22 protein-coding genes are annotated in these 19,262 nt (G+C 34.6%); 20 read left to right on the top strand and 2 right to left on the bottom strand.

Annotated elements, in window-relative coordinates; translation table 11 throughout:
* Position 1 precedes the first annotated feature (1 nt).
* The 18 genes from VEIT17_RS05570 (at position 2) to VEIT17_RS05485 (ending at position 15,362) form a co-directional block, all read left to right on the top strand.
* On the top strand, positions 2–670 hold the full coding sequence (locus tag VEIT17_RS05570; protein WP_005386950.1) for a TerC family protein: 669 nt from the start codon (positions 2–4) through the stop codon (positions 668–670).
* Positions 670–2,157, top strand: coding sequence for a 23S rRNA (uracil(1939)-C(5))-methyltransferase RlmD (rlmD, locus tag VEIT17_RS05565; RefSeq protein ID WP_178885167.1), 1,488 nt, complete (start codon positions 670–672; stop codon positions 2,155–2,157). Before VEIT17_RS05570 ends, rlmD begins: the two co-directional genes overlap by 1 nt.
* Positions 2,158–2,303: 146 nt before the next feature.
* Complete coding sequence (locus VEIT17_RS05560; RefSeq protein WP_178885165.1) at positions 2,304–3,011, top strand: hypothetical protein; 708 nt, start codon at positions 2,304–2,306, stop codon at positions 3,009–3,011.
* 379 nt (positions 3,012–3,390) lie between these two features.
* On the top strand, positions 3,391–4,146 hold the full coding sequence (locus VEIT17_RS05555; RefSeq protein ID WP_178885163.1) for a hypothetical protein: 756 nt from the start codon (positions 3,391–3,393) through the stop codon (positions 4,144–4,146).
* Positions 4,147–4,307: 161 nt separating this feature from the next.
* Positions 4,308–4,787: a pyridoxamine 5'-phosphate oxidase family protein gene (locus tag VEIT17_RS05550; RefSeq protein WP_178885161.1), complete on the top strand. Its 480-nt coding sequence runs from the start codon at positions 4,308–4,310 to the stop codon at positions 4,785–4,787.
* A 112-nt stretch (positions 4,788–4,899) separates the two neighbouring features.
* Positions 4,900–5,961 carry an ankyrin repeat domain-containing protein gene (locus VEIT17_RS05545; RefSeq protein WP_178885159.1) on the top strand — a complete coding sequence of 354 codons (1,062 nt, stop codon included), beginning with the start codon at positions 4,900–4,902 and terminating at the stop codon, positions 5,959–5,961.
* 28 nt (positions 5,962–5,989) lie between these two features.
* The gene (locus VEIT17_RS05540; RefSeq protein WP_178885157.1) at positions 5,990–6,409 is read left to right on the top strand and encodes a bacteriocin; all 420 of its coding nucleotides are present in this window, start codon (positions 5,990–5,992) and stop codon (positions 6,407–6,409) included.
* Complete coding sequence (locus VEIT17_RS05535) at positions 6,402–6,761, top strand: hypothetical protein (protein ID WP_105094477.1); 360 nt, start codon at positions 6,402–6,404, stop codon at positions 6,759–6,761. Before VEIT17_RS05540 ends, VEIT17_RS05535 begins: the two co-directional genes overlap by 8 nt.
* A gap of 47 nt (positions 6,762–6,808) precedes the next feature.
* Positions 6,809–7,267: a glycosyl transferase family 4 gene (locus VEIT17_RS05530; protein WP_105094478.1), complete on the top strand. Its 459-nt coding sequence runs from the start codon at positions 6,809–6,811 to the stop codon at positions 7,265–7,267.
* 42 nt (positions 7,268–7,309) lie between these two features.
* Positions 7,310–8,824: an SMI1/KNR4 family protein gene (locus VEIT17_RS05525; protein ID WP_178885155.1), complete on the top strand. Its 1,515-nt coding sequence runs from the start codon at positions 7,310–7,312 to the stop codon at positions 8,822–8,824.
* An 80-nt stretch (positions 8,825–8,904) separates the two neighbouring features.
* Positions 8,905–9,474 (top strand): helix-turn-helix domain-containing protein, encoded by a 570-nt coding sequence (locus tag VEIT17_RS05520; RefSeq protein ID WP_242013241.1) that lies wholly within the window; start codon positions 8,905–8,907, stop codon positions 9,472–9,474.
* Complete coding sequence (locus VEIT17_RS05515) at positions 9,438–10,292, top strand: IS3 family transposase (RefSeq protein ID WP_242013293.1); 855 nt, start codon at positions 9,438–9,440, stop codon at positions 10,290–10,292. Before VEIT17_RS05520 ends, VEIT17_RS05515 begins: the two co-directional genes overlap by 37 nt.
* 448 nt (positions 10,293–10,740) lie before the next feature.
* Positions 10,741–11,319: a hypothetical protein gene (locus VEIT17_RS05510; protein WP_178885153.1), complete on the top strand. Its 579-nt coding sequence runs from the start codon at positions 10,741–10,743 to the stop codon at positions 11,317–11,319.
* A 125-nt stretch (positions 11,320–11,444) separates the two neighbouring features.
* Positions 11,445–12,461: a DMP19 family protein gene (locus VEIT17_RS05505; protein WP_178885151.1), complete on the top strand. Its 1,017-nt coding sequence runs from the start codon at positions 11,445–11,447 to the stop codon at positions 12,459–12,461.
* 78 nt (positions 12,462–12,539) lie between these two features.
* Positions 12,540–13,025, top strand: a complete 486-nt coding sequence (locus VEIT17_RS05500; RefSeq protein WP_178885149.1) for a prolyl-tRNA synthetase associated domain-containing protein — start codon at positions 12,540–12,542, stop codon at positions 13,023–13,025.
* Between the two features lie 33 nt (positions 13,026–13,058).
* A complete protein-coding gene (locus VEIT17_RS05495; protein ID WP_178885147.1) occupies positions 13,059–13,826 on the top strand; it encodes an antibiotic biosynthesis monooxygenase in 768 nt (255 codons plus the stop codon).
* 121 nt (positions 13,827–13,947) lie between these two features.
* Positions 13,948–14,727 (top strand): protein-ADP-ribose hydrolase, encoded by a 780-nt coding sequence (locus tag VEIT17_RS05490; RefSeq protein WP_178885145.1) that lies wholly within the window; start codon positions 13,948–13,950, stop codon positions 14,725–14,727.
* Positions 14,728–14,864: 137 nt separating this feature from the next.
* A complete protein-coding gene (locus VEIT17_RS05485; RefSeq protein WP_005386920.1) occupies positions 14,865–15,362 on the top strand; it encodes a methylated-DNA--[protein]-cysteine S-methyltransferase in 498 nt (165 codons plus the stop codon).
* Positions 15,363–15,476: 114 nt separating this feature from the next.
* Here VEIT17_RS05485 and VEIT17_RS05480 read toward each other — a convergent pair whose 3' ends face one another.
* Positions 15,477–16,142 carry a fumarylacetoacetate hydrolase family protein gene (locus VEIT17_RS05480; RefSeq protein ID WP_178885143.1) on the bottom strand — a complete coding sequence of 222 codons (666 nt, stop codon included), beginning with the start codon at positions 16,140–16,142 and terminating at the stop codon, positions 15,477–15,479.
* 158 nt (positions 16,143–16,300) lie between these two features.
* Here VEIT17_RS05480 and VEIT17_RS05475 point away from each other — a divergent pair, with 158 nt between their 5' ends.
* Together VEIT17_RS05475 and VEIT17_RS05470 are read left to right on the top strand one after the other, a co-directional pair.
* Positions 16,301–17,524: a hypothetical protein gene (locus VEIT17_RS05475; RefSeq protein ID WP_178885141.1), complete on the top strand. Its 1,224-nt coding sequence runs from the start codon at positions 16,301–16,303 to the stop codon at positions 17,522–17,524.
* Positions 17,525–17,673: 149 nt separating this feature from the next.
* On the top strand, positions 17,674–18,696 hold the full coding sequence (locus VEIT17_RS05470; protein ID WP_129822937.1) for a branched-chain amino acid aminotransferase: 1,023 nt from the start codon (positions 17,674–17,676) through the stop codon (positions 18,694–18,696).
* 156 nt (positions 18,697–18,852) lie between these two features.
* On the opposite strand, the gene VEIT17_RS05465 is transcribed toward VEIT17_RS05470, so the two are convergent.
* Positions 18,853–19,245, bottom strand: coding sequence for a thioesterase family protein (locus VEIT17_RS05465; protein WP_178885139.1), 393 nt, complete (start codon positions 19,243–19,245; stop codon positions 18,853–18,855).
* Positions 19,246–19,262: the final 17 nt, after the last annotated feature.

The following is a 19,262-nucleotide window of genomic DNA, read 5'->3' as shown; positions in this document are numbered from 1 at the left end:
AATGGAATTTTTAGAAGTTGCCACGTGGGTGACCATTGGTAAGATTATTTTAATTGATATTTTGCTGGCTGGTGATAATGCTGTAGTAATTGGTATGGCAGCAGGTAAGCTAGCTCCAGAACTACAAAAGAAAGCCGTGATTTGGGGTACAGTAGGTGCCATTGTAATGCGCCTTGTATTTGCTACTCTTTTAGTAGAGGCTCTTACTTTAATTCCTCTTATTCACTTAGGTGGTGGCCTTGTACTTGTATGGATTGCCATTCAATTATTAAAAGGTGGCGATGAAGATGCACATATCGAAGCTAAGAATTCATTAATGGGTGCCATTTGGACGATTATTGTAGCTGACGCTATGATGAGTATTGATAATGTCATCGGTGTAGTAGGGGCCGCTAGAGGTCATTTAGAGCTTGTTATTGCAGGTATGTTAATTACTGTTCCAATTATCGTATTTTGCTCTACATTATTTGCTCGAATTATTAATAAATTCCCTGCTATTCTTTGGGCTGGTGGTGCACTCCTTGGCTGGGTTGCAGGCGAAATGATTGTGGAAGATCCACTTCTTATGCCATATATTCAAGGTGAAGAATTACTCGTTAAATTCGGCACTGTATTCTTCGTTCTTATTGTGACAGGTATGATTAAAATTTGGAAGAAAAGAGACGCGTAATGAACGGTACTAATCGTACATCTCGTAAAAAACAATCTAAACAACATAGAAGAAGTAATCGCTCTAATTCACAGCAAGCTATAAACGGCCAATTATCTAAAAAACAACAGGCTATTTTAAATGCGCCTGTTAAGTTTGGTGATGAAGTATTGGTAACTATTCATGGCATTGGTAGCAGCGGTGAAGGGGTAGGTCGTGTAGATGACTTTACTGTTTTTGTACCTTTTGCCTTACCTGGAGAAACTGTGAAAGTAGCTATTGATATGGTTAAAAAAACCTATGCTACAGGGCGCCTCTTAGAAATTGTTACGATGGCTCCCAATCGTATCGATGCAAGTTGTGATCTTTATGGATTCTGTGGAGGCTGCCAACTACAACACATTACCTATGAAGGTCAGCTTTCACTAAAAACACAAAAGGTAAAGGACGTTATCGAACGTATTGGTCATCAAAATCCAGACCTTGTTAAGCTTACATTAGGACCTAAAGAACCTTGGGCATATCGCAATAAAATGCAAATGCCTGTAGGCGGTACTAAAGGCGATATTCAAATGGGATTCTATGCGATGGGATCTCACGATATCGTACAAGGTACAAACTGTCCTATTCAAAATGAAGGAAATAATATCATCGCTCAAGCGTGTTACCAAATCGCTAAAGAATTTGATATTGAACCATATGATGAACATACTGGCAAAGGTATACTACGCCATGTAATCGGTCGCATTGGACAATCTGGATGGATGATTATCCTTGTAACTGCTACAGATTACTTACCACACCAAGAAAAATGGGTAGTAAAATTAACAGAACGAATTCCTCAAGTAGAAACTATCGTTCATAATGTAAATGGTAAGCGAACTAATGTTATCTTAGGACCTAAGAATCATATCCTCTACGGTGATGGAACAATTACAGACCATATTAAGGACCTACAGTTTACTCTATCCCCACATTCTTTCTTCCAAGTGAATCCAGAACAAACTACAGTACTGTATGACCAAGCATTAGCTTATGCAGATTTAAAAGGGGATGAAACTGTTATCGATGCGTACTGTGGTACAGGAACTATTTCCCTCTTTTTGGCACATAAGGCAAAACATGTTATTGGCATAGAAATTGTAGAACCTGCCATTATTAATGCTCGTGAAAACGCTCAACGCAATGGTTATGACAATACAGAATTCATCGTCGCTGATGCGGCCATAGAAATGCCAAAACTCTACAAAGCTGGCGTACGCCCTGATGTAATAGTATTCGATCCAATCCGTGCTGGTTGCAAAGAAGAAGTACTAACCTCTGCAGCAGGCATGGAACCAAAACGTATTGTCTACGTATCCTGTAACCCTGCAACCATGGCAAGAGACATTGAAATATTGACGCACTATGGCTACGAACTAAAAGAAGTACAACCCGTAGACATGTTCCCAATGACAGCGCATGTCGAAGCCGTAGCTTTGCTCACTAGAAGCGAATTGACGCAGTGAGCATTAGAACTGCCCATGTGATAGGCATCCAAGAACATGAGACGAAGACTAAGTGTGATTGGAAACGCCGAACTACTGATTAGATTATAGCTGGCTAAAAATTTTTTTAGCTGATTTTTAAAAGTATATGTTTTGTAGGTGAGACTATGAATTTTAAGAAACAAATTATTTTATTTTCAATTTTAGCTATGTCTGTTATGGCAGTATCTGCAGAAGATATTAGTACTTATAATCCTCAAGTTATTGAGAAACACCAAATAACAAATGCAGATATTGCAGCAGCAACATCTTATGGACAGTCTTTAGTAGAAAAGAAAAATATTAAAATGATATCTACTGCTAAGAAGAAGTTTATTAAAAGGCGTTATGGTGGAATTTTCCCAAGAAATGAATTGCAAGGTATCGTATATGTGCAAACTCCATTTGCAATTTATGCCAATACGGCATTGGAGGATGCTAGAGGTGTAGCAAGTAATTATTCAACAAGAAATGCTAATAATATATTACAGGTTAGATCTTTCCTTTATATGCCGGAAAGTAAGATTTATAATGATACTAATAATGTCGTTATATCTATAGTACAAAATGGAAATACATATTATCCAATAGAAACAGTACGTGGCGATGATCAATTTGAAGGTCCTGGTATGTGGGTAACAGTAGGTTATCAATCATTATTTGAATTATCTAAGATTGATACTAATAGTCCTTTTGAAGTTCATATTAAGTCTGATGCGGTTAAGGTTGGAGAGGCAGTAATTCAGTTCCTACCATTAAATGCGTCTAATAAGTATGTTTTAGATGACTCATATTCACTTTATAGAGGTGATGCAGTTTTTATTGATAAGAAATAATGTTTTATTAAGAATGTTATTTTACATTTTTATAAATCCAAAACTTTTATAGCTTACTTCTAATATAATAAAAGGGTGTAAAAGGATGCAGTAAAACCGCATTCTTTTACACCTTTTTTACATTAAGACTATTTCCAAAGGTTTATTTAGTAAATAATTTTCAGAATGTCTGATTTTTTATATAATAAGGTTATAAATATTAGTACAGTATGTAATGGGGATAATTAGTTCAGAGGTAAGAAGGTAAAATATCAACAACGATTGGTTGACATAACATAGATTGGGCTATAGCATTTTATGTGTGATAAAGTAAACTGAGCGTATACTTTATAAGGGAGATTATAATGGAGTTGGTTACTTTATAAATGGAGATGATTCTTTGGCTAATTATGCATATAGAGATAAAGAAAGAAAACATATAATATTAGCAAGTAAAGCTCTTGAAGAAGATAGGCATAAGTCTTTTTACTGTCCAAATCCACTATGTAATAGTAAATTATTTATATGTGCTGTTGATGGCTCTCGAAAAGCACATTTTAGAGCTACTAAATCTACGTATAAACATATTGCTAACTGCCCTTATGCAAATAGCTCAATTGTTTTTGATGACAATAAATTTAATCAGTCAAATTTTTCTTTTGAAAATGCAATGCAAAATCTTTTAGTTAAGAATAATTCAAAATCTGCAATGAGTGCCTCTAAAAGCTCTTCTTGCGATGAACATACTAATTATACATTAAGAACAATTAAGCAGATATATTCTATGTGTAAACAATTTCCTCCTAATTACTCGTATGGGAATGAGAAGATTGGAAGAATGATTTTAGATGATAGAACTGCATACTGGTATCCTAAAGGTGTTTTCGGCCTTAAAATAATTGAGTCTTGTGTAAAAGGTCGCTTTTACGATAATGATAAAAATGAGATTTATTTAGTAGCCCCTATAGCTAATCCCAATTATCATTTTATATTATCTATTCCTGATATAAACCTTTATAGAAAAATAAGAAATATGGTATTTGAAAATAAAGATAAATTTATTATAGTTGCTGGAGAATGGAAGTTGTCAGATTTTAGACATGATTATTTTAAAACAACAATATATAATAAGAAGCAAATAGCTATTTTAAATTGATAGATTATAAATTATTATCGGAGATTAATACCAGTTTAGGTACCAAAAAGGTATGGAAAATCCGGGTGTATTGGAAAGAATACTCTAAAGTTGATGATACTAATAGTGGCACTTTTATGTATCTTGTAAATAGGATTAGTAAATAAAGTAGGAGACATATTATGTTTAAACCAATTCGTAAAAAGATAAATGAAATAGATCGCGCTGCTACAGAAGCATTATTAACCTCTAATCGTCGTGGTAGTTTGGCCATGAATGGAGATAATGGATACCCCTATGCTATTCCTATCAATTATTTTTATGATAATGAAACACAGAAAATTTATTTTCATGGAGCCAAAGCTGGTCATAAAGTAGATGCATTAAAAGCTTCAGATAAGGTATGTTTTACAGTATATGGTGATGAGCGTATTGATGAATCTGAACCATGGGCCCCATATGTACAAAGTGCTGTTGTATTTGGGAGATGCCGTTTATTAGAGGCCGGTCCAAAATCTATAGCTCGATTAAAAGAATTTGCTATGAAATATTATCCTGATGAAGCATTAGCTGATGAACAAATTGCTCGTAATGGTAGAGCAACTCAGATGTTTGAAATCACTATTGAACATATGAGTGGTAAACAAGTACAAGAAAAATAGTAAGATAGCCCTTCGCTTATACGAAGGGCTTTTACTATACACTCATACTTATAAATGTAATATAATGTAATTAGTGATAATCATTTTAAAATATAGTTTATGGGAGAGAGACATGATAGAACTAAAGGATTTAGGTACCTTTGAATCTGTACCTGAAATAGTAGTAGATATCGTAAAAGGAAATATTGTAGCGTTAGAAAATACATTAGCAGATGGTTGGGATATTCATAAACCTATACAATTGGGTAAGTACAGTGAGTATTCCCCTCTAGAATTGGCATTAGTAATGAACTGTTTACCAAGTGTTCGATGGTTAGTTGAACATGGAGCAGATCTAAATGATGAAGAAAATCCAAGCTTCTTATTAGCTGTACGGTATGCTGATCAAAAGGTAATAGATTATATTGTGGATAATGGTGCTAATATTCACGCATTGAACTCTGTGGAGGTAGATGCTTTTCAAGCTGCCTTATATGGCAAGAAATATGAGAACCTACAACTGATTCATGACTTAGGCCATACAGTACATAAGTATGGCGGTAAAGCTTTTAGAAATGCTATTACAGATGAAAATTATGAGGTTCTAGATTTCTTTATTCATAATGGTGTAGATATTAATTACAACAAGCCTGATTCTGTATATCCCTTTAAACCGACACCATTGTGCGTAGCAGCGCGGTATGTTGATTTACAGATGTGTAAATATTTGGTAGAACATGGTGCAGATGTGACTATTGCGGAAAAGGATGGTATGCGTCCTTATAGCATTGCCATTGAAAAGGGCGATATGGAAATGGCGGGGTATTTTAAAACATTAGAGCCTGCTGAGTACCATGATAAACAAAATAAAATGGATCAATTAAAACCATTTAAATTACCAAAGGGGTTAGTAACGTTTTTAGAGGGAGATACACTCTATTTTGAATTGCCAGACTCTGATTTTATATCGGTTGAGTTTTTACCTTTACTTGATACTGTTCCATTTAAAGTGGGACGTCGTAAATTATTACGACTATCTAAAGAGCTAGGCGAGTATAATGATTATCAAATTGTATGGGATCCTAGGTCTAAAAAAATCGGTTGTTATGATATAGAGCATCAAGAGTTACGAGAGCTTTGTAAGTTTGATGAGTTTATAGCAGATATGTCAAGTCAATTAGAGACCTTATTCTAATGTATATTGTAAAGTTGAGGAGATACATATGGCAGATGCAGTTGAGAAGACTTATACAGACTGGTCAATTGATGTAGGTAACTATAAGTATGAAGGAATTACATTGAATGAGGTTGAGCAAAATCTCTACGCTATTGAGAATCAAGAGCAGGATTTTGTAGTTATCTCTCCAGCAAAGGCAATTTCCATAGATAATAAAATGTATAACTTTGTACAAGTTTGTAGTGATCAAGATACCGATTTATTACATATAGAGCTTAGTGTAACTAATGATGGTGATCAGGGTGCGATAATATACGGTAAAAATGAGCTAGGCCCTCAAGAGGCATTACAGATTATAGAAGAATTTATTGCACATCATAAGGCTCCATCATTAGATGATTGGGAAGTCGTACTAGATTTAAGACCGAAGATGGAAAGCTATGTAAAGGGTACAAACGATGATTAATCCTGTAATTTATGATGAACAGTTAAGGCAATATACCATATTCTATGAAGGAATACAGTTTTGCTGGGATGAGAAACCAACAGATACTAATTTAGATACGGCAAAGCTATTAGCTGTTAATTACCATAAAAATATAGATGCAATTGTAACTTTCATTTATAACGAAATACGAGATTGGTATGGTGATATAACTATTGATGACATGAAATCACGCATTGGTATGCCTATTATTGAACCAGAACGTGATGCTGTAACCTATTGCGAGCAAACCTTTGATGATACCCATATCTTTTCTTTTACATTTTGGGATGATGAATTCAAAGATTTACATTATTTTGCCATAGATGGATGATATATTTTCCATGATTTTGCTAGCATGACTTATATGTGGAGTCTATTATGTTATATACACCGAATAACATTTTGTATAAGTATATTCGCTATCGATTTAGACGGATTCAGATTCAGTGCAATATGTTATATGATATAGCACCAGAGGAAGAAGATGAGATTTGTCGTAATCTATTAAAAAAGCGAGCGAAGATATTAATTCCCGTTGGCATAGTATATTTTTTGCTTTTTGGGGTTATCTTCGCTTGGCTAGTAGGAACATGTGAGGACTTAAATCCATTAATGCAATGGGAATTAAGAGTGATAGACTATGTGATACCCATTTTAAATACCATAGATATTAAGTGGTATGCATATCCTCTAGATCTATTATGGGTGGCAATTATATTAGCGCCTATAGCGATTATAAATGCATCTCCTTATATCATTGTTTCCTATATTGTAGATACTATTTTGATACGACGTGAGGTAAAAGCTTTAATCAAAACTTATTTTATGAATGAGTAATTAAAATTTAGATTATATTGGTTTAAACTAGGAGAGAGTATTATGAGTAATCTAAAAGACTTTGATTGGACCGGATTTTGGAACGATGTTGATTATGCCTTTGAATCCTATATTGGTAAACCTGTTACCGATGAGGATATTAAGGATACTGAAGCTGAGCTTGGCTATACATTGCCTGCAGCCTATATTGAGCTACTTAAAAACCATAATGGTGGTGTAGTAAAGAAAAATTGTTTTATTAACGATAATGACGATTGTGTTTATGTAACAGGTATATATGGTATCGATAGAGATAAAAAATACTCTCTTTTAGGTGAGATGGGAAATGAGTTTTGGATTTCAAAAGTAAAATATCCCCCTATCGGTGTCGTTGTAGCCGATACGATTTCTGGTGGGCATGATATGATTTTCCTTGATTATCGTGAGTGCGGTCCAACCGGTGAACCTAAGGTTGTACGGGTTGATCAAGAATGTGATTACTCCATGACTCCCTTAGCAGATAACTTTGGTGAATTTATTAAGAACTTATATTTCAATATAGAAGAAATTACGGATGAAGAGTTTCAAGTATTAAGTGATACGGAAAAGGTTAAGCTCCTTAATGAACAAGAGGGCATCGATATTAAGCGTGCGATGGAGCTATTGACGAACATAGGCATTGATAATTTGTCGCCTATACTATTAAGTACCTTAGGACGTATGTATAACAATAATGGCCGTGCGTCAGAGGCTATCGAGTTGTTTGAACGAATCGATGAGGCACATCGTGATTGGTCTTGGTACTATCGTTGTGGTTATGCTCATGGGATGTTAGCTATTGGTGAAAGCTACGAATCTGAACATGTGCAGAAAGCATTACAGTTAATAGAGACGGGCATAAAAGTGACGAAAGAAGCTCACTTAGATAAACAGCTTGTTTGGTGCTGTGAAGTAGTAAAATATCACCTATCTAAAATTAAGCCAAAAGAGTACAAGGTGGATTATCCTTTGGTATATGAAACTATTAAGACTGTGTTTGATAAGAAAAATAGCAAAGATGCTACAGAAGGTAAAGATATTAAAGACGTTACTGAATGCGATGAAGATAACTATCCTACATATGATGTAGTACATTGGGTATTTAATAAGCAAACATATAGCAGAGAAGAGTTTTCCAAAGAATACAATGAAAATGTAAAGAACTATGTAGATGATGATCAAGAAGATGACGACGATAGATTAGAAGAACCAGAAATTCTAGTAACCTATGAGGCTTGGATTGAAAGTAAAGACCAACTCTTTGACAATGAACGTGTAACCGATGAGGAGTTACGCGAAGAAGATAAAGAAGATGGCATGTGGCAGGTAGAAATTATGGCTCATCTTGTGGCGGATAATGGTACATATTTTACAAGAGAAGAATTGCTCTTTAAATTGCACAATTTGATGGCCAATAAAGAATTAGGAGATCACGTATTCTTTGAAGGCATTGAATACGAAGGCCATGAATGTGAAGGTTACGGACTTATAGATAATGAAGATGGCATACCTGTATTCTATATTTGCTGTGGTAGTTGATTAATAGAGAAATAATATATTAGCCCTTCGCTTATGATATGTACCCCCTTTACTGGACAACCAGTAAAGGGGGTATTTTCATGAGATATAGTTATGAATTTAAAAGAAAAGCAATTGAATTATTCTATCAAGGTGAATGGCCCAAGACGCCTAACGGTGTGAGGACAGATACATTTCATAAACTAATAAGAGATTGGGTTAAATTAGAACGACTTCATGGTTCAGACATTAATAAATGTCGAGGGACTAATAAGTATTGGTCTCCAAAAGAAAAATTTGAGTTAGTATGCCAAGTTCTTTCAGGTCAAGGTTTAAGATCAGTAGCTATTATAGCGGGTATTAATTCTGGACAACTGTATCAATGGGTTCATAAATACAAAACTTTGGGATACAATGGTCTTATTAATAAACCTAAAGGACGACCACCAAAGGATTGCAAAATGAAAGTACCTAAGACTATCTCACCTCGAGAACTCAAAGAGAGTGAATATGAGGAACTCATTCGCTTACGAGCTGAAAATGCTTATATTAAAGCTGAAAATGAAGTCATAAAAAAAGAGATTGCCTTGAGAGAAGAAAAAGAGGCTGCGCGACTCAAGGCGAAAAAGCAGCGATCATCAAAATGCTCCGCCAACAAGGCTATCAACTAAAGTATCTTTTGAAAGCTATGCCAATGTCCAAATCTACCTATTATTTTGAACTTACTAAAGTAGATCTTGTAGATAAAAGGAATACAGAGCTAAAAGATGAAATTCAAAAGATTTTTACAGAACATAAAGGTCGGTATGGTGTACGCCGTGTATACCAAGAACTTCTTAATCGAGGTTTTGTAGTTAATCATAAACGAGTGCAAAGACTTATGCATAGCATGGGACTCGCAGGAAAGCGACCGAAGGAAAAGTATCACTCTTACAAAGGGAAAGTCGGTAAAGTAGCAGAAAATATCGTCAATAGAGATTTTAGTACAACTGCACCATTACAAAAATGGACTACAGATGTGTCTCAATTTAATTTCTCGTGGGGAAAATGCTATTTGTCGCCTATTTTAGATATGAATACGAATGAGATTATTGCTTATGACTTAGCATTAAGGCCCAACTTAGAACAAATTTCTCGTATGTTAGAGAAGGCATTCAAGAAGTTTACGAATCTTTCAGGATTAATCCTCCATTCTGATCAAGGATGGCAATACCAACATAAGTACTTTAGGAGAACACTCAAAGAACACGGTATTATTCAATCTATGTCTCGAAAAGGAAATTGTTATGATAACTCTGTGATGGAAACCTTTTTTGGTAGATTGAAAACAGAAATATATTATGGTTTTGAAACAGAATATTCATCATTTAATGCTTTTGCAGTAGCGATAGAAGAATACATTAACTATTACAACAACAGAAGGATCCAGAAAAAAACAAAATGGATGCCCCCTGTAAAATACAGGGAAGCATCCATGTGTTTAGGCTAGTAAATAATATGTGTCCAGGAAAATGGGTACATATCATTATGCGAGGGGCTTTTACTATACACGGAAATTTATAACAGTAATAAATTAGATTAAATTATTATAATTTTGTGCTTTGGGCTACGTTATTTTATATGAGATTAGTTTACAATAATGAGGAATATATTATGAATAATACAATCAAAGCATGTTGAAGAGAGAGAGTTGATGCCCATGATAGACAATGAACTCATATATGATGAGAGATATTGTGAATATAGTCTTCTTTATGAAGGCTTAAAATTCTGTTGGGATGAGAAAACTTCTAAACTACTTTGCTATTGATGGCTAATATATTGCCATAATAACGGTAAAAAAGCTACTTTAGATAACTAGATTAGGTTGGTGTTGTGAAGTAGTAGAGTATTTATTAAGTTCTATTAGTTTAAAGAATTATAAGGAGGATTATTTCATGATTTTTGATGTGATTAAGAACCTGTTTAACAAGGATGAGAATACTGAGCAGATTGAATATCTCGGTACTGATAAAGATGGTAATAAAATATATGAAGGTTACTATCATGAGTTTAAGGGAATTCCTTGGGTTTTCAATAAAACTACTTATACTAGAGAAGAGTTTATTAAGGCGTTTTATGAATGCTTAGAAGAGCATAACGTTAATCGTGATAATTTACCGCCATTAGTAGAGCCTGAAATTCTTGTAAGCTATGAAGCTTGGATTGAAAGTAAAAGTCAGCTTCACTCTAATGAATACTTGTACGAAGACGATGAATTAGAAGAATACGATAAAGAAGACGGTATGTGGCAAGTTGAAATCTATGCTCGCCTAAAAGCAGATAATGGCCAGTACTTTACTACTGAAGAGCTTCTTTTCAAGCTACATAACTTAATGGCCAATAAAGAGCTCGGTGATCATGTATTCTTTGAAAATCTAGCCTATGATGACCATGAATTCGATGGTGACGATATCGATGAAATCGACGATGATGATGAAGGTACTCCTGTATTTGTGGTATGGCTTGGTAGCTAGTTCAGTAGCTGTTTTGTCGTAAACTATTATTTTAAAATCTGTAACCCATAGTTTTGTGTTGTTTGTTATAATTATCTTAAGATGATTTCATATACATATTTATGCTATGAGGGGACGTGTATTGTATGTCTTTAAGTGTTGAACAGTTTTTATCTTTGTCTGATGCTGAACAGTTACAAACTATTAAAGATCTTAATGATATTGGACAAGAGGAAGTTATTATTGATGTATTAACGGGGGTTGGCACCGATAACTTATCTGTACCTTTATTAGGCGAGCTAGGTAGAGCCTATAACAATAACGATAAACCAGAAGAAGCTATTAAAGTATTTAAGGCCATTGATACAGAATATAGAGATGCAGCGTGGCATTATCGCTGTGCGTACTCCTATGGCTCTATTGCTTCTACTAATCGTGAGGCTTATACATCAGAGAACATGCAACAGATGTTAGCTCTAGTAGATAACGGTGTACAATTAGCAACTAATGAAGATCGAAATGATATAAAGGAATACTGCTTTGAAGTCATGGATATGTGCCGTTTACAGATGGACTATGAAAAGTGTGAAGTTGATTATCCTGATTTATGCTCTGCCTATAGCAAGTATATAGCAGAGAAAAAGAAGAAAAGAGAAGGTGTACCTCGTCAACGAACGATCACTGTAGAAGAAATTTTAGCTACAGATGATATGTGGACCATCAATGAGCCTGCCTATTGGACTATCAATATATATGGCTCATACGATGATTATTTAGAATCTGCAAAAGGTTTTACCGTAGAGCAAAGATATCTTAACGCTATATGCTGGTATTTCGCTGAGGTTAATAATGGTGGGCATCATCAGTTCTTCTATAACTCTACAGGCATTGTATGGGAAGATGCTCTTGCAGGGTTACGCCTCTTCAAGATGGATATACTAGCAGATAATTTACAATCCGTAATCGATTACTTTGGCGGTTCTGTTCCATTTAATAGAGAAGAACGATGGACCATTTTAAAAGAATGGGACGATGAGGTATTTGATTTCCTAGATGGAAAAGACGATGTAGTCTATGAATATGAAGGCATCTTTGAAGATGTATTTGTACATGAACATCCAGAGTTATTTGTATTTGATGGAACCTATACAGTCTCAGAATAAGATTGGTGTATAATTAACACATATATAGTTGCTTTCACTATGATGTTTACTTTCACCAAATTATATTAGAGGTATTACATGTTAGATAAACAAGGCGTATATGATTGCCTACGTGACCATCATATCGATTTTGAAATTACGGATCACGTACCGTTATTTAGTATGGATGATAAGCCCAATGTAGAGTTGCCATATCCTGAGTGGGATGCAAAGAATTTATTCATTCGAGACCATAAACGGGAACATTATTATTTGATTACCGTTCGTGGTTCTAAGCGTGTGGATCTAAAGCAGTTCCGTAAGGACCATAAGCTTAAAAAGATTTCCTTTGGTTCCGAAGAAGAGCTATGGGATATTTTGAAGATTAAACCAGGTCACGTATCTCCATTCTGTTTGCTCCACGATGAAGACCATAAGGTACATTACTACATTGATGCGGATTATAAAGATAATCTAATCGGTATACATCCTAATCAAAATGATGCTACCGTATGGCTACAGGGAAAAGACTTAGTTAAACTTATTGAAGAACATGGTACAATAGTAGAATATATTACATTGTAATCTTGAAGTACTTAGGAGTATTTAAGAACGTCTATGAATAGAACATTATTAAAACGTATGATAATTACATCTGCTATTGCTGTATTAGGTGTTAGTACATCCTTTGCGGCTCTTGTTATGGAACGAGATCAATCTGTAGATACAGCACCTAGTGTCAATATGTATCGATTCGAAGTACCAGCAGAGTTACAAGGTACATATAATAATGTAGGTGTAGCTAATCTAACAGCATCTATGGAGAAAGAACCTAATACATTATCTATGGATGTAGCGCATGTAAAAGGCAATCCATCTGAGTCTTATGTAGTAGAGATTTATAAAGATTTAGCTGCTATTGAAACACATCGCAAATCCGATCATTATCAAGCCTTTGTTAATGAAGTAGGTTCTAAATTAACAAATCGTAAAATGTATGACGTACAGTCTGTACTATTGTTTGAGAAAAAAGATGCTTTATCCATTGTCAATGATGGTAAAGCAGTAGTGACATTAACAGAGTTTACTGTTAATAGCAATGATATCGACACAGTACAACGTCAATACCAACTCGATATTGAACGGGCCGTACGCGATGATGCGGGTTATAAGGCTGGTTATGTGCTTCGTGAAAGAAATGTAAAAAATCATTGGTATGTTATCCAAATTTATAGTGATCAAGAGGCCTTAACAAAACATTTAAATAGTCCTGGTTATCGATTCATGATGAGCCAAATCCAAGGTAGTTTACAAAATGTTACCACAAAGGTTTTAGATGGGGATGTCCTCGTCAACCATGGGGGTCAAGCATTTGTAAGACCTTAAAACTGAATATAATATAGTATAATATAATCACAGTAAAGTTACTGCTAGCATATACATATGTGCTAGCAGTTTTTTGTTATATATTAGGTGAACGTATAGTCTATAAAAAAAGGAGTTACATATGACAGAGCAAGAACGGTTACGCTATTTGGTTGAAGGCTTAGTAGCAGAATACAATGAGCGGCATAACGAACATATAGATATCCCTATGAATGAAGAAGAGCAATTTACTCTCTTTAGATCTTTATGTAATATTCGTCCTGCTGGTGGAATGCCTCTTGAATGGATGAAGATAGAGTCTGAATATTTAAATATATTGTCCCATGAAAAGGGAATCGTAACGATTAGTGATATGGAAGAGCGAGAGCCTCAGATTTATTTGTGGCAAGGAGATATTACTCGATTATCTGTAGATGCAATTGTAAATGCAGCCAATAATAAATTGCTCGGATGTTTTGCTCCAAATCATAAGTGTATCGATAATGAAATCCATACCTTTGCTGGTATAGAGCTTCGCATGGAATGTGCTAGAATGACTGAGTATATGGAGATGCCTGAAAAAACGGGTGTGGCTCGTATGACCTATGGGTATAATTTGCCCGCAAAGCATGTACTTCATACGGTAGGTCCTATTATTTATGAAAGTGTAACAGATAAGGAAAGAATTGAATTAGCTTCTTGCTATCAATCCTGTTTAAAGTTAGCTAATGCTTATAACTTACGCTCCATTGCATTCTGTTGTATTTCTACTGGTGAATTTAGATTCCCTAATGAAGAAGCAGCACAGATTGCCATAGATACGGTACGAACGTATTTAAAAGAAACAAATAGTAAAATACAAGTGGTATTTAATGTATTTAAGGATATAGATTATGATATCTACAACAAATTATTATCATAATATAGATACTTTATATGTACCCATTAATAGAGAATAGGAACCTAAACCTTTTGAAATTCATAAAAATACTGTATCATTTAATATGACTTACAAAAAGTTATGAATGATTGGTTAGTTTAAGAAGGAGATAATGTACTATGAATTATAAATACACCTATGAAAGCCCATTAGGAACTATGATTATGCTTGGTACATTATCATACTTAACAGATTTATTTTTTATCGATGAAGATTATGCACCAAGTTATGATGATGCGGAGTATATAGAGCAACTAACAGGTCCATTTGAAGTAACTATTATGTGGCTAGACCAATACTTTAATGGTAAAAAGCCTTTTATTACACCACCGATTCAGTTAGAGGGGACAGAGTTCCGTAAGTCTGTATGGTCTATATTACAAACCATACCTTATGGTAAAACTACAACATATGGAGATATAGGTAAAGAGATTGCAAAACAGCAAGGAAAAGATAGGATGTCTGCCCAAGCAGTAGGAGGTGCCGTAGGACATAATCCTATATCTATTATCATTCCATGTCATCGTGTGATTGGTAGTAATGGAAAATTAACTGGCTATGCTGGCGGTATTGAACGCAAGAAATACATGCTTGATCTTGAAGCGAAACATAAATAGTACATATTAGATTGTAAAATCATATTTAAATAGACTTATAGAAAAAGAAGAAAGAGATTACTCATGATGGATAGACACATCATAGGTAATCTCTTTTAGTATATATAGGTGGGACTATTTAAATTGATTTACTAAGGTACCAATGCCACTAATCGATATAGATACGGTATCTCCTGATTTTAACCAACCATATCGTTTTTCATTTTTACCAAGTACAACACCACTAGGTGTACCGGTAAAGATAATGTCACCTTCCTGTAGTGTAATAAACTGGGATACAAATTCGATAATCGCGTCCGGTTTAAACATCATTTGTTGTAATTTGGCTTGTTGACGTATTTCACCATTTACTGTTGTAGTAATAGTGGCATTGTCAAAATCAAAATCATCTGGAGAGACAATAGTAGGACCGATAGGGGCAAAGTTATCTAGTGATTTGCCGAGAATCCATTGGGAGCCTCTAAATTGTAAGGTTCGAGCTGATACATCATTACCTATGGTATATCCTAAGATATGTTCTTTAGCTTGGTCGCGAGATATATTTTTACCCGCCTTACCAATAACAATGACGAGCTCGCCTTCGTAATCATAATGAAGGTTTTCATCTTGAATGGGAACTATATCTTGATGTGATGCCAATGCATTAGATGTTTTCATAAAGATTTCTGGAAAATCATGTGTAGCAAGACTAGTTTCCTCTATATGGTCTGCATAGTTTAAACCGATACAGATAATGTTTTTGGGATTAGTAATTAGGGTACGGTTAGTAGATTCTTTCATGAGAGATACCTCCTTAAGAGATAAGATACATATATTGTAAGTTAATTATAGTATAAATCGGTATGTAAAGAATATTTTTGACGAAATAATTATATAGAGGCATTTTTGTCACATCCTGTTTGTTATATTTAAACAAAGTAATAAAAGGAGGAGTTCCTATGTATATGCATAGAAATGTGACAGATAAATTTATAGGTACCGTAGTATCTTGTGACATTATAAGTACGGGTAGCTGGTATGGTGATTTACCAGATGGCGTTCCAAGCGAAGTAAAATTAAATCGTAAAGATTACTGTATTGGAGAGATACAACATATTTCTATTAAGGAAGCTATTAGTGTTACCTATGGCATTAAATGGGAGCATATCTCGAAACCTGTAGAGGGGAAAATAGAATCCTTAACTACTAAGGAGTACTCAATTGACGAATCAAAAAAACAATATCTATTAGAGCTTATGGGACTTAGATTTTCCGATGATATTGACCTATATGATGAGGATGAGTGTGCTGTCCAAGTGCATCTCATCAACACTGAGGATCAGGAATTTATATATGAATTTCCTTTTGATAATACCCTGAGGGCCATGTCTATACTATTCAGACAAATCCTAGGTATGCCTACATTACTTTTATTTGATGGAAATCGAGAAAAAGATAGAATTCAAGAGATTCATATTGAAGTGCAAAAAAATATGTACCAAGAATATGGTGACGTAAATACATTGAATTTTAATTGGAATGAGCCGTCTATTTCCATTGATTGTAATAGTAAGCAATTTGGTCACTCTAGCCATAGTCATAGCGAGTATGTAGATAATCAAATGATTCATCAATTGAAGCAAGATATTGACTTTCACATTGGCGAAACGCTATATAGTCTAGATTCTTTTAGTCTTAGTAAAAGTCATGACCTTGATAGAGACCCTGCTCGTGGTGGTATAGTAACAGTACGTATTAAATGGGCGCATAAAGAAGATACATTGTTTATAGGGAATATAACTGATCAGTATGTGCCCACTTGGTATAAAAATCTAATTAATTTTATACATGCTCATACAAGAGATAAATCTTTACAAGAGTTTTTACAATCAAATCATACATCTGATAGGAGGATTTATACGTATTGTTCAGTATATATTTTTAAGATAAACCAGGAATTTTATTATCGTACTGATAGAAATGATATATATGAAGGGGATATTGTAAAAGTTCCGTTTGGATTCGATAATGCGGTTCGTACTGGTCGTGTAGAATCTATTTCATATCATACGCGTTACGACGTACCTTATGATTTGAAACGAACTAAATTTATTATAGATAAAGACATAGAGATTATTTATGATACCAATCGTTATAGATATGATGATCCATATGATTTATAAGGCATCAAAATAAGTGGTATTCTATATTTTGTACTTAAGTATACTTAACTTATTACATGTCTAATTTCTGTTCTCTATAGAATATGTTGAAATAACTTGCTCATAGTGTTAAGATTATAAGTATATTAATAAGCATGGAGGTAATTGTTATGAGCAAGAATATCGATTGGGATAATCTCGGTTTTGGTTATGTAGAAACCGACTACCGTTATTTGACTACATATAAAGATGGTAAATGGGACGAAGGCGGATTAATTACTGATGCTAACGTTGTTCTTAATGAATGTGCTGGTGTATTCCAATACGCTCAAACTGTCTTTGAAGGTTTGAAAGCATACTACACTAAAGATGGTCACATCGTATGCTTCCGTCCAGATTTGAATGCAGTTCGTTTGAATCAATCTTGTGAACGCCTTGTAATGCCTACATTACCTGAAGGTCGTTTCCTTGAAGCTGTAAAAGAAGTTGTAAAAGCAAACAAAGACTTTGTTCCTCCTTATGGTCATGGTGCAAGTCTTTATATTCGTCCATACATGATGGGTACAAACTCCGTTATCGGTGTAAAACCTGCAGATGAATATCAATTCCGTGTATTTACTACACCAGTAGGCCCTTACTTCAAAGGTGGCGCTAAACCAATCAAAATTCGTATCACTGATTTTGATCGTGCAGCTCCTCATGGTACTGGCCATATTAAAGCTGGTTTGAATTATGCGATGAGTTTATATGCTATCACTGATGCTCATAACAAAGGTTATGCAGAAAACATGTACCTTGATGCGGCTACTCGTACATATGTAGAAGAAACTGGTGGCGCTAACTTTATCTTCATCACTAAAGATGGTAAATTAGTAACACCTAAATCCGATAGTATCTTGCCATCCATTACACGTCGTTCTTTGATGTATGTAGCAGAACACTACCTTGGTATGACTGTAGAAAATCGCCCTGTTCATAAAGATGAATTAAAAGACTTTGCTGAAATTGGTCTTTGTGGTACAGCAGCTGTTATTTCTCCAGTAGGTCAAATCGATACTCCAGAAGGTACTATTAATGTACCAGCTGGTATGGATGATATGGGGCCTATCACTAAAAAATTATATGACACATTACTTGGCATTCAACATGGTGAAATTGAAGCTCCTGAAGGCTGGGTAGTTAAAATTTGCTAATCTTTTAATAGATTAATGTAGTAGATTATATAATTTAACAGGTAAATAGAAATGGCATCTATCGTTGGATAGATGCCATTTTTGTCTTATTTTGTTATGTTAAATTAGAGATTAGGGTATTGTAAAATTAGTTATAGACTATTATTAAATTAGTTATTAGTTAGATTTTGCACGACTTACTACTTTAGCCATGAATTTTTCGTTATTAATAACAAATCGTTCATGAGTTCCTCGACCAATGATACCAACGCCGTCAGATGCTTCAATATCAAAGGTTATTTTACGTCCTTCTACAGCACTAACTGTAGCTTTAGCAGTTACTGTTGCACCAAGTGGAGTAGGGGCCTCATGAGTAATGGATAGAGCGATACCTACATTGCCTTCGCCATCTTCTAAATATGGTTGTACTGCTGCTTGTGCTGCTTCTTCCATTAATGCACACATAGCTGGTGTGGCAAAGACCTCTAAAGAACCGGATTTCATTGTTTTAGCAATATTAGATTCTGTAACTGTTACAGTCGCTGTAGCTGTTTGACCTGCTGATACCATAATATACCTTCTTTCAT

It is taken from the genome of Veillonella nakazawae, from assembly GCF_013393365.1.
Lineage (GTDB): Bacteria > Bacillota > Negativicutes > Veillonellales > Veillonellaceae > Veillonella > Veillonella nakazawae.
The sequence above is the reverse complement of the archived record's forward strand: the minus strand, read 5'-3'. Positions and strand labels throughout refer to the sequence as shown.